We start from the raw sequence: 12,921 nt of genomic DNA on the forward strand, positions 1-12,921 counted from the left end.
CGTTCGAGCGGCAGTGGACCGGACACTATCCACCGCCGTCGACGGCAGTCAACACCATGTCGAGAGGAATCGACAGGGTGTCGAGCGGGTGTAACATCGGCCGACATGAGCCCCGCCCGTACGTCGACCGGCGCCGCGCCGACGCGCGGGCGGCGCTCCGGCCGCTCCACCGGCGACGACCGGGAACTGGCCATCCTCGCCACCGCGGAGCGGCTGCTGCGGAAGCGGCCCTTCGGCGACATCTCGATCGACGACCTGGCCCGGGGCGCCGGCATCTCCCGGCCCACCTTCTACTTCTACTTCCCGTCCAAGGACGCGGTGCTGCTCACCCTGCTCGACCGGGTGACCGAGGAGGCGAACGCGGCCGCGGGCGACGTGCTGGTCCGGCTCGCCGACGACCCGCGGGCCCGCTGGCGGGAACTGATCGCCCGGTTCCACGCCACCTTCGGCGGCCACCGGGACGTGGTGCTCGCCTGCGCCCAGGTGCGCGGCACCAACGCCGAGGTGCGCCGGCTCTGGGCCGAGGTGCTGGAACGCTGGGTACGCGCCGTCGAGGCGGCCATCGAGGGCGAACGCGCGCGCGGCGCGGCCCCGGACGGGCTGCCCGCCCGGGACCTCGCCATCGCGCTGAACTCCATGAACGAACGGGTCTGGTATGCGACCTTCGCCGGGGACGGGCCGGCCGTGGCCGAGCGGGACGTCGTCGACGTGCTGCTCGACGTCTGGCTGACCGCGATCTACCGGACCACCACGCCGCCGCTCTGAGCGGCGACGTGCGCCTCGCGCAGGTGCGCCATCGTCAGGTCGAAGTCCGCGGCGGAGAGCACCGGCCCGTTGTTCTTGCGCACGCCTGCCAGCCTCGACCGCTGCTGCACCGGCGCCTCCCACGCGCCGTCCCCGGTGAGCACCCAGGCGGCGTTGCGGACCGTCGCCGAGCCGAGGAACCGGGCCGCGCGGATGTCGAACCCGGTCACCTCGGACCAGGGCAGCAGTCGGGAGCGGTGCACGTGGCGGAGGAGCAGGCCGCGCTCGTTGCGGAAGATGCCCACCAGGTAGAAGCGGACCGCGATGATCAGCCAGAGCCCCAGGAAGGCGACCGCGCCGAGGATTCCCGCCGCCGTCGTCAGGTCGGTGCCGGGGGCGACCGCGCGGAGGCCGGTCACCGTGACCACGGACGCCATCGCCGCGCCACACAGGATCAGGAATCCGGCAAACGCCTGCCGCAGCCCCCAGGGATCGACCCGCCGCCATCGCCGCATGGCGGTCAGGCTAGCCGGTCCGGGCAAAGTCCATGATCCAGTTTGTCTCCCAGGTCTGTTCGCCGTCGGTGGAGAACGCCTGCTCCCAGCGGCAGGAGGTGGGCGTGCTCCGCGACCAGATGAACCGGCAGCGGATCGGTCGCCCCTCGTCGGTGTCGTCGGCGTAGAAGGTGCCGACCCCGTCGACGAACCGGCCGACCATCGGCGGCAGTTCGAGCAGCCCGCGCCTGCTGTTCATCCAGTAGATCGACCAGAGGCCGGTGGCCGGGTCGAGGATGCGGACGGTCGAGCCGGAGAAGCCCCGGGTCGGGAAGCGGATCTCGTCGAAGCTGCCGGCGCCGTCGAAGAACGAGTGCGCCACGCTGGTACCGGGGAACTCGTCCCAGTCGTCGCTGCCCACGTGCCGCTGGCGCAGCCGCCGGTTGGTGACGTCCCAGGTGCCGACGAAGAAGTCGAAGTCGCCCATCAGAAACCCACCGTCCCCTCGGCGCGGCTGTCTGCCAGGTAGCCGGCCAGGTCCGGCCGGTCGGGGGCGAGGATGTGCCGCACCCAGGCGGCCCGCTCGTGCTCCAGCACGCCCAGTTCCCAGACGCAGCCGACGCCGGGGCGGTCCAGCGGGACGATGTGCGCCGGGTCGTCGTCCGGGCAGTCCAGGGCGGGCTGGCCGGCCACGGCGGTCCGGCACTCCACCACGTTGTCGAAGAACCAGCTGTACGCCAGCAGGTAGGCGCCGGTGTCCGCGCCCCGGTGCAGCACCACCCAGCTCGCCGGCGGGGTGCTGCCGTCCGGGCCGGGCAGCAGCTTCGGCAGGTACGCGTACGCGGCCTCGACCACCTCCGGTTCGAGGCGGCGGTCCGGCTGGTCGATGTGGTAGCGCTTGACGTGCCGGCCGGCGACCTCGACGGTCCCCGGCACGGTCAGTTCCTTGTTCTGGAATGCCATGCCGGAACGGTAGGACCGCTCCCCTGACAGCTAGTGTCAGTGGAATGCGGGCCAGTCGTCTTCTTTCGATCCTCCTGCTGCTCCAGGCCCACGGCCGGCTCACCGCCGCCGAGCTGGCCCAGCGGCTGGAGGTCTCCGTCCGCACGGTCTACCGGGACGTCGAGTCGCTGCACGCCGCCGGCATCCCGCTCTACGGCGAGGCCGGGCACGCCGGCGGCTACCGGCTGGTCGACGGCTGGCGGACCCGGCTGACCGGGCTCACCGGCGAGGAGGCCGACCGGCTGCTCTTCGCCGGGCTGCCCGGACCGGCCGCCGAGCTGGGCTACGAGTCGGTCGTGGCCACCCTGCAACTCAAGCTGCGCGCCGCGCTGCCGCCCCCGCTGGCCGACCGGGCCGGCCGGCTCCAGCAACGGTTCCACCTGGACACCCCCGGCTGGTACTCCGACGGCGACCCGTCGCCCTACCTGGCCGCCGCGGCCGAGGCGGTGTGGCGGGAACACCGGGTCCGGGTCCGCTACCGGAGCTGGACCGGCGAGGTGACCCGGGTCCTCGAACCGTACGGGCTGGTGCTCAAGGGCGGCCGCTGGTACGTGGTGGCCGCCCGGCCGGACCGTGCCGAGCCGGTCACCTACCGGGTCAACCAGATCCTCGACCTGACCCCGCTGGATGAGCCGTTCGACCGGCCGGAGTTCGACCTGCCGGCCTGGTGGCGGGCGCACGTGGTCGCCTTCCGGGCCCGGCTGCACCGGGACGAGGCGACCATCCGGCTCTCGCCGCGGGGCCGGGAGCGGCTGCGGGAGATCGCCAGCGACGCGGTGGTCGCGGCGGTGGACGCCAGCGCCGGGCCGCCCGACGCGGCGGGTTGGGTGCGGGCGGTCGTACCCATCGAGTCGCTCACCCACGCGCACGGTGACCTGCTGCGGCTCGGCGCCGAGGTGGAGGTCCTCTCCCCCGCCGCGCTGCGCGACCGGCTGGCGGACACCGCCACCGCCCTCGCCGCCCTCTACCACCCGCCGCCGGGCTGACCCGCGCTGCCGGCGGGGCGGGCGGACAGCCGCAGGACCGCGGCGCCCGCGACCGCGCCGAAGGCCTGGCAGGCGGCCACACCGAGCAGCAGGAGACCGACCCCCGAGCCGGTGCAGGCACCGGCGAGCGCCGCGCCGGCGGCGGCCGCGGTGCTCTTCAGGCCGGCGCCGACGGTGAACACCTGGGTGTGCGCCGCCGGCGGCGCCTCGCGCTCGCGCACCGCGAGCACCGCGCAGAACAGCGGCCCGTTCAGCAACCCGACCAGGGCGAACAGCGGCAGCGTGGCCCACACCGCCGGCACGAGCGGCACCAGCGCGAACGGCACCGCCATGGCGAGCAGGCTGGCCACGACCACCCGCTCGGGCGGGTGGGAGCGGATCGGGTGGCGCGCGCACCACAGCGAGCCGACCAGGCCGCCGACCGACGCCGCCGCCAGGAACAGCCCGGTGTACGTGGTGTGCTGGAACCGGCCGGCGAGCAGCGCCGCGACCACCGGCAGGGCGCCGACGCCGAGCTGCCCGAAGCTGCTCGCCAGGGTCACCGCGCCGAGCCGGGGACGCCGCCACAGCAGCGGGATCCCGCCCAGCGGGTTGAGCCGGCCGGGTGCCGCGTCGCGGTCCGCGCGCGCCGGACGGTCGGGGATCGGCAGCGTCCACAGCACCACGCCGCCCAGGGCCACCAGCGCGGCCAGCACGACCGTCGCGGCGCCGGCCCCGGCCGCCCCGGCGGTGACCGCCGCGATCGCCGGTCCGGCGATGCCGGCCAGGTTGTACGACGTCGCGTCGACCCCGAACGCGCTGTCCAGCCGGTCCGGCACGAGGTCGCGCAGCAGGCTGGTCAGGCCTCCGAGCATGACCGGCGCGAGGCAGCCCGCCAGCACGACGAGGGCGATCGACAGCGGCCGGGAGGCGGCCGCCGAGGTCACCGCGGCGACCAGCGCGCCGCCGTAGCCGAGCAGGGCGAGGGTGTAGAAGAGCCGGCGCCGGCGTACCGCGTCCGCGACCGCGCCGACCACCGGTCCGGCCACCACGTGCGGGACCATCAGCGCCGCCACCAGCAGGCCGCCGTACGCCGCGCTGCCGGTGCGCTCGATCGCCAGCAGCACCAGGGCCACCCGGGCGCCCTCGTCGGCCAGCCGCACCAGCACGGCGGCCATGACGTACCGCCCGAGCACCGCACCGGGGCGATCGTCCACCCGGGACCGCGCCCGCGTCGCGACCACCATTCCCGCCCCCTGACCGTCAGGACCGTCCATCCATATCGGCACTTACCCTCCCCCGGTCGGAGAAACGCCCCGGGCGATCGAGAGGTTTGCGTCGGGATCGATCTGACCGGCGACGCGAACCTCGTGATCAACGAGGCGGAGCCCGGGTCAGCGGAGGTCGCGGAGGATCGCGGCGAGGGCTTTCAGGGCACGGTCGATGTCCGTTGGTGGGTTGGCGGCGTAGCCGAGGACCAGGCCGGCAGGTTGCGGGCGTTGGGCGTGCCAGGAGAGGGGTTGGACCTTGACGCCCCGGCGCAGCGCAGCCGCGGCGAGCGCCGTGTCGTCGACCTCGCCGGGCAGGGTGACCAGCAGGTGCAGGCCGGCGGCGGCGCCGTGCACGACAGCACCGGGCAGGTGCTCGCGGACCGCCCGGATCATCGCGTCCCGGCGACGGACGTGCCGGCGGCGCAGCAGCCGCAGGTGGCGCTCCAGTTCGCCGGAGTCCATCAGCTCGGCCAGCACCAGTTGCGGCAGGGCCGCGTTGCCGAGGTCGGCCATCCGCTTGGCCGCCACCAGGTCCGCGTGCAGCCGGGGCGGAACCAGCACCCAGCCGATCCGCAGCGCCGGGGCCAGCAGCTTGGAGACGCTGCCGGTGTAGCAGACCCGGTCCGGCAGCATCCCGCGCAGCGCCGGCACCGGCGGGCGGTCGTAGCGGTGCTCGGCGTCGTAGTCGTCCTCGATCACCAGGCCGCCGCGACGAGCCCAGCGCAGCAACCGGCGACGCCGGTCGCCGTCGAGCACCACCCCGGTCGGGAACTGGTGCGCCGGGGTGAGCATCACGGCGGGTGCGCCGCTCTCCTCCAGCCGGTCGACCCGCAGCCCGTGGGCGTCGACCGGCACCGGCGGCGTGTCCAGCCGCCAGTTGTTCAGGTGCTGGCGTACGCCGAGCGAGCCGGGGTCCTCCACGGCGACCGTGTGCACGCCGTCGGCGTGCAGCACCTGGGCGAGCAGACCGAGCGCCTGGGACACCCCCGCCACGACCACCACCTCGGCCGGGTCGACCCGGATGCCGCGGTTGCGGGCCAGCCAGGTGGCGACCGCGAGCCGCAGCGCGGGGGTGCCAGTCGGGTCGCCGTACCCGAAGGCGGCGGGCGCCAGGCGGTGCAGCACCGCGCGTTCCGCGCGCAGCCAGGCCGCGCGGGGAAAGGCCGCCAGATCGGGTACGCCGGGCGTCAGGTCCAGCTCCGCCGGAGCGTTGCGCAGCGCGTCGAAGACGGCGGTGTCCGGCCGCGCGGCGAACACCTCCGGCGGGCGGGGTGGCGCCGGGGCGCGGGTGACCACGGCGGCCGGGGTAGCCACCACGACGGTGCCGGCCCGGCCCCGGCCGACCACGTGCCCGTCCTCGGTGAGCCGCTGGTACGCCTCCGTCACCACACCCCGGGAGACGCCCAGCTCGGCGGCGAGCACCCGGCTGGCCGGCAACCGGGCGCCCACCGGCACCCGGCCGTCGGCGATGGCGGCCCGCAGCCGGGCCGCCAGCCAGTCGGCGCGGCCGCCGGGCGGGGCCTCCCCGACGTCGAGCTGGAGGAAGTCGGCGCCGGCCGTTATGGACCCCTCGGTCACCGACGGTTTGGCCCTGTCCACCGGACCATTATGGCCGCAGGCTGGATCGCATGAGCATCGCCTTCCTGCTGACCACGCTCGTCGTGGTGATCACCCCGGGCACCGGGATGGTCTACACCCTCGCCACCGGCCTCTCCGCCGGCCGCCGGGCCGGTCTGGTCGCCGCCGCCGGCTGCACCCTCAGCCTCGTCCCGCACCTGGTCGCCGCGGTGACCGGGCTGGCCGCCCTGCTCCGCGCCGGCACCCCGGCGTTCCGGGTGGTTACCTGGCTGGGCGTGGCGTACCTGCTCTGGATGGCCTGGGCGGCGCTGCGCGACCGCAGCCCGCTGCCGGTGGACGAGCAACGCCCGCCCCGCCCGGCCGGCCGGCTGTTCCGCGACGGGGTGCTGCTGAACCTGCTGAACCCCAAGGTCACCGTCTTCTTCGTGGCGTTCCTGCCGCAGTTCGTCCCGCCGGACTCGCCGGACGCACCGGCCCGGATGCTGGCCGCCGGCGCGGTGTTCATGCTGACCACCCTGGTGGTCTTCGCCGGGTACGCGCTGCTGGCCGGCGCGCTGCGCCGCCGGGTGCTGGCCCGGCCCCGGCTGACCGCGCTGCTGCGGCACGGCTTCGCCGGCAGCTTCCTCGCCCTGGGCCTCGGCCTGGCCCTCACCGCCCGATAGGAGTTCTCCCGTGCGCTTCCGGCACTCCCCAGAGGTCTGGTCGACCTTTCCCAGCTGACCTGCGGCGTCCTGCACGCCACCGGCCTCACCCCCACCGCCGACGTCACCGCGCGGCTCGCCCCGTACGCCGACACCGCCCGCGCCCGCCTCGCCGCCGGATCCGAGGGCGGCTTCCCGGAGATTCAGGCCTGGCGGCGGGCCTTCGCCCGGATGGGTTCGCCGCCGACCCGCTACCGCTGCGCGGCCGAGTCGCTGCTGCGCCGGTTCCGCCGCGACGGGGCGCTGCCCCGGATGCACCCGCTGGTCGACCTGGGCAACGCCCTGTCCCTCGGGTACGCCGTGCCGGTGGCGGTGCTGGACCTGGCGCGGATCGCCGGGGACCTGACCGTGCGCCCGGCCACCGGCACGGAGACCTACCTGACCCTCGGCGGGGACGCGGAGCATCCCGAGCCGGGTGAGCTGGTCTTCGCCGACGCGGCCGGCCACGCCCACTCGCGGCGCTGGACGCACCGGCAGAGCGGCGCCTCGGCGGTGCGCACGGAGACCGCGGAGGTGCTGATGGTGATCGAGGCGATGCACGACGACGGCCCCCGGGTCGTGCCCCGGATGCTCACGGAACTGGCCGCCGCGCTGACCGAGGAGTGGGGGGCACCGGCCCGGACCGCGCTGCTCACCCCCGAGGCACCCGCGTTCGCCGCGCCCGCCGCGCGCCCAGCCTGACGCGCCGGGGCTTGCTGCGGCCTCATCGCCCCGAGGGCGCGGGGTGCTTCCGGTGGTCGGGCCACCGGGAGCACCCCGCGGTCAGGACAGCTCCGGCGGGTCCAGCCAGGTCCACGTGACCCCGTCGGCGGAGAGCCAGGCGCCCTTGCTGTCCGGCCAGCCGGTCTGGACATACCCGCCCGGCACCGGGCGCGGGTCGGCCCCCGGTCCCAGCGGGGCGGGACGCAGGGTCGCGCCGTCGTCGGAGCTGGCGAACATCAGCGGATCCTCCCCGGCGGAGATGCCGGCCTGGACCACCAGCACCCCGTCGGGCCGCAGTGCCGCCCGGATCGTGCGATCGCCGACCTGCGCCGTTCCGGCGGCACGCGCCCAGCTGTCGCCACCGTCGGTGCTGCGCCACACCACCAGGGCGCCCCGCACCCGGCCGACCGCGTAGACGGTGTGCCCGTCGTGGGTGGCGACCGCCGGGCCGCCCACGTCGTCGGAGGCGGTGAGGTCGTCCGGGAACTCGTGCCGCGACCAGGTGCGACCGCCGTCCCGGCTCGCCTCGACCGCGCTGCCGGTCCAGATGATCCGGCCGCCGTCACCCACGTGTTGACCGGTCCAGCCGCTGACCCAGAGGCCGGCGCCGGCCGGCGCGCTCTCGACCACCGCCGCGTTGCGCAGCGTCGAGCGCTTGCGGAGCTGAGCGAGGTCGCCGGTGGCCGGGTCCACGGCGATGAGCGGATCCTCGCTGGGGCCCGGCACCTGGCCGAGGACCCGCCAGCCGGCCGGCAACGCGTCCACCCGCCGCACCGTCACCTCCCGCCAGGTGTTCCCGCCGTCGCTGCTGGCGATCCACCGGGCGGACCGGCTGTCCGGGGCGGAACGGGAGACGTACCAGGCCACCACGGTGCGCGGCCCGGCGGCACGTAGGTCCACCATGGCGTCGTCCGGCACCGGCAGCGGACCGGTGCGCCAGTGCCGGCCGCCGTCGTCGGTGCCCGCCCAGTTCAGCGGGCATCCCGTGCGGCACTCCGTCCAGCGCAGGTAGACATGGTTGAGGTCACCCGCCGCCGGCGTGCCGGTGAGGATCTGCCGTCCGGTCCCAGGTGTGGGCGTGGCGCCGGGGGTGGGGATGAAGTCCGGGGTGCGGTCCGCGCCGAACCTGGCGGCCGGCGGGCTGGAGCCGTCGGGCCGGGCCGCGACGGCGGCACCCGAGCCGGTGACCAGCAGGGCAACCGTGGCGACAGTCAGGATCCGGCGCCGGCGCCGACGCCGTCGAGCCCGAACGACGACCTCCTCGAAGTGCCCCTTGAAGGTGGCCTGAGCTGCGGCGTTCAGGCCGGTGAAGTCCAGCTTAGGCATGGCGGGCCTCCCGCTCCGGTCGGGCCGGGGCCGGTCGGGCCGGGGCCGGGTCACCGTCGCCGAGGTGGTCGGCGAGCGCACGGCGGGCCCGGACCAGGCGGGTCTTCACCGCCTCCACCGAGCAACCCAGCACGGTGGCCACCTCGGTCACCGGCAGGTCCGCGAGATGGTGCAGTACGACGGTCTCCCGGGCCTGCCGGGGCAGCCGCTGCAACGCCGCCACCAGGGCGACGTGGTCCGGGGACAGCGCCGGGGCGCTGGGCTGGGCCGGGCCCAGCCGCCCGGAGCGGACCAGCCCGTGCAGCAGCACCCGGCGACGGTGCCGGGACCGAGCGACGTTCAGCGCCACCGTGCGCAGCCAGGCCTCGGGGTTGGTCACCTCACGGAACCGGGCCGGCCCGGCCAACGCCCGGACGAACGCCTCCTGCACGACGTCCTGCGCCTCCGCGTAGTCGCCGGTCACCGCGTACATCTGGGCCACCAGCCGGGCCGCCGAGGCGGCGTACACCTGTCTGACGTGTTGCTGTGGATCCACATCGTCCCCTCCCGGGTCGGTCGCTTCGTTTCCTACGACCGGCGGGCGGGCGGTGAGGTGACATCGCCGTCGGCGCGGCGACGGCCGCCGGGCCGAGGTGGGGCGGCCGCGGTCAGGCGTCGGGGCGGTCTCGATCGTCGGCCGCCATGATCTCGTCGAACTCGGCCGGGGTGATCTCGCCGGTGCGCAGCCGGCGGGCGTTCGCGGCGAACCGGGCGATCGCGGCGCCCCGCGGGTCGGGCGGGGTCAGCAGGCCGGTGTCGACGGCGAGCGCGGTCGCCTCGTCGGCCACCTGGCGCGGGTCGTCGGTGTCGACCGGCTCGCCGTGCAGCTCACGCAGCGCGGCGGCGAGCCGGGCGTGGGCCGTGTCGCCGGCGCCCCACCAGCGCCGGGCCAGGTCGACGGTGCGGCCGAGGCTGTCCTCGCCGACCCGCTCGGCCCGCAGCGCGGCCCGCATCATGCTGAGGAAGGTGACGGTGACGGCGTCGGAGTCATCGGCGATCATGCGTTGCACCCTAGCGACCGGCTGCGACAAAACCGGTGGGGAACCCGACCGGCGGCGGCATGATCGGGGCATGGAGCGACGAGCGGCCCGGGGACACCGAAACATCCCGCACACCGCCGACGTCCGCATCGAGGCGTGGGCGCCCGACCGCGAGGGCTGCGTGGCCGAGGCGGTCACGGCGCTGGTGGACACCTTCGTGGACACCACCGGGGCCGTCGCCGACGGGGAGACCGGGTTCCGGGTGCCGGCTGGCAGCGACCCCGACCTGCTGGTCGGCGTCCTCGACGAGGTGATCTTCCGGCTGGAGACGGAGGGGGAACTGCCGCTGGCGACCGAGGTGCGGCCGGCCGACGACGGCGGCCTGGCGGTGCGCTGGCGGACCACCGGCACCGACGCGGTCGAGCTGGTCGGCGCGGTGCCCAAGGCGGTGTCCCTGCACGAGCTCTGCTTCGCCGCGGAGTCCGACGGCTGGCGTTGCGCGGTGACGCTCGACGTCTGAGCCGGCTCAGCCCTTGACCACGCCCAGCGGAACGAGCCGGGCCACCCGCCGGCACAGGCCCGCCCCCTCGGCCGCCGCCACCACGGCGGCGACGTCCTTGTACGCGGCCGGCATCTCCTCGGCGAGCCCGCGCCGGCTGGCGCCCCGCACCGCGATGTCCTGCGCCTCCAGCTCGCGACGCGGGTCGTGGCCGCGTACCGCCTTGGTGGCCTGCTTGCGGCTCTGCACCCGGCCCGCGCCGTGGCAGGTGGAGGCCCAGGCCGGCGAGCCGGGCACCCCGGTGAGCACGTACGAGCCGGTGCCCATCGAGCCGGGGATGAGCACCGGCTGCCCGACCGGGCGCAGGTCGTCGGGCAGGTCGGGGTGCCCCGGCGGGAGGGCCCGGGTGGCGCCCTTGCGGTGCACGCAGAGCGGGCGGGCCGCACCGTCCACCTGATGCGTCTCGATCTTGGCGAGGTTGTGCGAGATGTCGTACACCAGCTCCAGGTCGCAGCCGGTGACCCGGGCGAAGACCTGCCGGGCGGCGTGGGCGAGCAGCTGCCGGTTGGCCCGGGCGTAGTTGGCCGCGGCGGCCATCGCCCCCAGGTAGGCCCGGCCCTCGTGGGACGAGACCGGCGCGCAGGCGAGCTGCCGGTCGGGCACGTGGATGCCGTACCCGGGCATCACCTTCTCCATGCTCCGGACGTAGTCCGTGCAGATCTGGTGGCCCAGGCCGCGCGAGCCACAGTGGATCATGACGCAGACCTGGCCGGCGCGCAGCCCGAACGCGCCCGCCACGGCCTCGTCATAGACCTCCTCCACCGCCTGCACCTCGAGGAAGTGGTTGCCGGAGCCGAGGCTGCCGACCTGGCGGGCGCCGCGCTCCACCGCCCGCTCGCTCACCTGGGCCGGGTTCGCGTCGCCCACCGCGCCGTAGTCCTCGCAGCGGTCCAGGTCCCGCTGGACGCCGAAGCCGCGCTCGACGGCGTACCGGGAGCCGCCGCGGAGCACCGCGTCGAGTTCGGCCCGGTTGGTCAGGTGCCAGACGGCGCCCTTGCCCATGCCGCGCGGGGTGGACTCGCCCAGGCCGTCCATCACGGCGTCCAGCCGGGGCCGCAGCGCGGCCCGGTCCAGGTCGACGGTGAGCAGCCGGACCCCGCAGGAGATGTCGAAGCCGACCCCGCCGGGCGAGACCACGCCCCCGTCCGCCACGTCGGTGGCGGCGACCCCGCCGATCGGGAAGCCGTAGCCCCAGTGCACGTCCGGCATGGCGTAGGAGGCGCCGACGATGCCGGGCAGGGTGGCCACGTTCGCCACCTGCTCCAGCGACTTGTCCGCCCCGGCGTCCGGGAGGAGATCGCGGGACGCGAAGACCACCCCCGGCACCCGCATCGGGTCGTGCCGGTCGATCCGGAACCGGTACGGCGACTCCTCGACCAGGTCCATGTCCGCCCGGCTACCCCGCGCCGGAGCGGTTACACCCCGTCTGGTTCGGCTCGCCCGATCCGGGTAGTGCGGCAGCATGCCCCAGCGATACGAGGACTACGACAGGATCGCCGTCATCACCGGCGCGGACTCCGGTATCGGCAAGGCGTGCGCCGTGGCGCTCGCCGAGGCCGGCTTCGACATCGGCATCACCTGGTACGGCGACCCGGACGGCGCCGAGCGCACCGCCGCCGAGGTACGCGCCACCGGCCGCCGGTGCGAGGTGGCCGAGCTGGACCTGACCCGGCTGCCCGGGGCGGCCGCGGTCATCGACGAGCTGGCCGACCGGCTCGGCGGGCTCGGCGTGCTGGTGAACAACGCCGGCACCGGGCTGGCCACGCCCTTCGTCGAGGTGGGCTGGGAGCAGTGGCGGGAGGTGCTCGCCGTCGACCTGGACGGGCCGTTCCTCTGCTCCCAGCGGGCCGCCCGGCGGATGCGGGCGGCGGGCCGGGGTGGCCGGATCATCAGCATCACCAGCGTGCACGAGCACGCCCCGCGGGTCGGGTCGTCGGCGTACTGCGCGGCGAAGGGCGGGCTGGGCCTGCTCACCAAGGTGATGGCGCAGGAGTTGGCGGCCGACGGGATCACCGTCAACGCGGTCGCCCCCGGCGAGATCGCCACCCCGATGACCGGGCAGGAGGACGTGGACCCGTTCACCCAGGACCGGCCGGGCGTGCCGGTGGGGCGGCCCGGGGACGCCCGGGAGGTGGCGGCGGTCGTGGCGCTGCTCGCCACGCCGGCGGCGGCGTACGTGACGGGGGCGTCGTGGCCGGTGGACGGGGGGATGTTGATGATGGGTCCCCAGGCCTCCGCACTGCCTGACGATTCGTGGCGGTCCGTCTGAGGTGTGGGGCCGACCGTGCCGGCTCCGGGCGGTCAGGCTTGATCCCTCCGCCGGGCACGGTCGGCCCCACCCCGTCGTGGGTCAGGTTCGCGCGTCGCTGCCGGCCTCGGCTGTCACCTCGAGACTCGATCCGGTTTCGGGGTAGTGGCAGGCGGTGGCCTGGTTGCCGCCGTCCCGAGGGACGAGCGCGGGTTCTTCGGTGGCGCACCGCTCCTGCGCCTTCCAGCAGCGGGTGCGGAAGCGGCAGCCCGATGGTGGGTTGAGCGGGGTGGGGACGTCGCCGGTGAGCCG

The 12,921-nt window shown here is 75.5% G+C and carries 16 protein-coding genes; 6 read left to right on the forward strand and 10 right to left on the reverse strand.

Going from position 1 to position 12,921, the window contains the following annotated elements; genetic code table 11:
• Positions 1 to 105: 105 nt before the first annotated feature.
• A complete protein-coding gene (locus tag AB0F68_RS33540) occupies positions 106 to 765 on the forward strand; it encodes a TetR/AcrR family transcriptional regulator (protein WP_357345614.1) in 660 nt (219 codons plus the stop codon).
• Here AB0F68_RS33540 and AB0F68_RS33545 read toward each other — a convergent pair.
• Genes AB0F68_RS33545 through AB0F68_RS33555 form a run of 3 tightly spaced genes read right to left on the reverse strand, consistent with a single transcriptional unit; the run spans position 738 to position 2,201 of the window.
• Entirely contained in the window at positions 738 to 1,259 is a 522-nt protein-coding gene (locus AB0F68_RS33545; protein WP_357345616.1) for a hypothetical protein, read from the reverse strand. The genes AB0F68_RS33540 and AB0F68_RS33545 overlap by 28 nt on opposite strands.
• A gap of 10 nt (positions 1,260 to 1,269) precedes the next feature.
• Positions 1,270 to 1,725 carry a hypothetical protein gene (locus AB0F68_RS33550; RefSeq protein WP_357345618.1) on the reverse strand — a complete coding sequence of 152 codons (456 nt, stop codon included), beginning with the start codon at positions 1,723 to 1,725 and terminating at the stop codon, positions 1,270 to 1,272.
• Complete coding sequence (locus AB0F68_RS33555; RefSeq protein ID WP_357345620.1) at positions 1,725 to 2,201, reverse strand: hypothetical protein; 477 nt, start codon at positions 2,199 to 2,201, stop codon at positions 1,725 to 1,727. Before AB0F68_RS33555 ends, AB0F68_RS33550 begins: the two co-directional genes overlap by 1 nt.
• A gap of 44 nt (positions 2,202 to 2,245) precedes the next feature.
• Here AB0F68_RS33555 and AB0F68_RS33560 point away from each other — a divergent pair, with 44 nt between their 5' ends.
• Complete coding sequence (locus tag AB0F68_RS33560) at positions 2,246 to 3,226, forward strand: transcriptional regulator (protein WP_357345622.1); 981 nt, start codon at positions 2,246 to 2,248, stop codon at positions 3,224 to 3,226.
• Here the strand turns inward: AB0F68_RS33560 and AB0F68_RS33565 are convergent.
• Together AB0F68_RS33565 and AB0F68_RS33570 are read right to left on the reverse strand one after the other, a co-directional pair.
• Entirely contained in the window at positions 3,205 to 4,452 is a 1,248-nt protein-coding gene (locus AB0F68_RS33565; protein WP_357345624.1) for an MFS transporter, read from the reverse strand. The genes AB0F68_RS33560 and AB0F68_RS33565 overlap by 22 nt on opposite strands.
• Before the next feature lie 147 nt (positions 4,453 to 4,599).
• Entirely contained in the window at positions 4,600 to 6,075 is a 1,476-nt protein-coding gene (locus AB0F68_RS33570; protein ID WP_357345626.1) for a PLP-dependent aminotransferase family protein, read from the reverse strand.
• 29 nt (positions 6,076 to 6,104) lie between these two features.
• Here AB0F68_RS33570 and AB0F68_RS33575 point away from each other — a divergent pair, with 29 nt between their 5' ends.
• Both AB0F68_RS33575 and AB0F68_RS33580 read left to right on the forward strand, forming a co-directional pair.
• On the forward strand, positions 6,105 to 6,716 hold the full coding sequence (locus tag AB0F68_RS33575; RefSeq protein WP_357345628.1) for a LysE family translocator: 612 nt from the start codon (positions 6,105 to 6,107) through the stop codon (positions 6,714 to 6,716).
• A gap of 210 nt (positions 6,717 to 6,926) precedes the next feature.
• The gene (locus tag AB0F68_RS33580) at positions 6,927 to 7,436 is read left to right on the forward strand and encodes a phenylalanine--tRNA ligase beta subunit-related protein (protein WP_357345630.1); all 510 of its coding nucleotides are present in this window, start codon (positions 6,927 to 6,929) and stop codon (positions 7,434 to 7,436) included.
• Between the two features lie 81 nt (positions 7,437 to 7,517).
• On the opposite strand, the gene AB0F68_RS33585 is transcribed toward AB0F68_RS33580, so the two are convergent.
• From AB0F68_RS33585 to AB0F68_RS33595, 3 genes are all read right to left on the reverse strand, one after another.
• Positions 7,518 to 8,783, reverse strand: coding sequence for a sialidase family protein (locus tag AB0F68_RS33585; RefSeq protein WP_357345632.1), 1,266 nt, complete (start codon positions 8,781 to 8,783; stop codon positions 7,518 to 7,520).
• The gene (locus tag AB0F68_RS33590; RefSeq protein ID WP_357345633.1) at positions 8,776 to 9,318 is read right to left on the reverse strand and encodes an RNA polymerase sigma factor; all 543 of its coding nucleotides are present in this window, start codon (positions 9,316 to 9,318) and stop codon (positions 8,776 to 8,778) included. Before AB0F68_RS33590 ends, AB0F68_RS33585 begins: the two co-directional genes overlap by 8 nt.
• Before the next feature lie 112 nt (positions 9,319 to 9,430).
• Entirely contained in the window at positions 9,431 to 9,823 is a 393-nt protein-coding gene (locus AB0F68_RS33595; protein ID WP_357345635.1) for a hypothetical protein, read from the reverse strand.
• Between the two features lie 70 nt (positions 9,824 to 9,893).
• On the opposite strand from AB0F68_RS33595, the gene AB0F68_RS33600 reads away from it, so the two are divergent.
• Positions 9,894 to 10,322 carry an archease gene (locus tag AB0F68_RS33600; protein WP_357345637.1) on the forward strand — a complete coding sequence of 143 codons (429 nt, stop codon included), beginning with the start codon at positions 9,894 to 9,896 and terminating at the stop codon, positions 10,320 to 10,322.
• Positions 10,323 to 10,328: 6 nt separating this feature from the next.
• Here the strand turns inward: AB0F68_RS33600 and AB0F68_RS33605 are convergent, their stop codons facing one another.
• Complete coding sequence (locus tag AB0F68_RS33605) at positions 10,329 to 11,747, reverse strand: RtcB family protein (protein WP_357345639.1); 1,419 nt, start codon at positions 11,745 to 11,747, stop codon at positions 10,329 to 10,331.
• Between the two features lie 76 nt (positions 11,748 to 11,823).
• Here AB0F68_RS33605 and AB0F68_RS33610 point away from each other — a divergent pair, with 76 nt between their 5' ends.
• Positions 11,824 to 12,630: an SDR family oxidoreductase gene (locus AB0F68_RS33610; RefSeq protein ID WP_357345641.1), complete on the forward strand. Its 807-nt coding sequence runs from the start codon at positions 11,824 to 11,826 to the stop codon at positions 12,628 to 12,630.
• Positions 12,631 to 12,711: 81 nt separating this feature from the next.
• Here AB0F68_RS33610 and AB0F68_RS33615 read toward each other — a convergent pair.
• The coding region (locus tag AB0F68_RS33615; protein ID WP_357345643.1) for an oligopeptide/dipeptide ABC transporter ATP-binding protein at positions 12,712 to 12,921 on the reverse strand (210 nt) is incomplete at its 5' end.

Source organism: Micromonospora sp. NPDC023966, from assembly GCF_040639095.1.
GTDB lineage: Bacteria > Actinomycetota > Actinomycetes > Mycobacteriales > Micromonosporaceae > Micromonospora.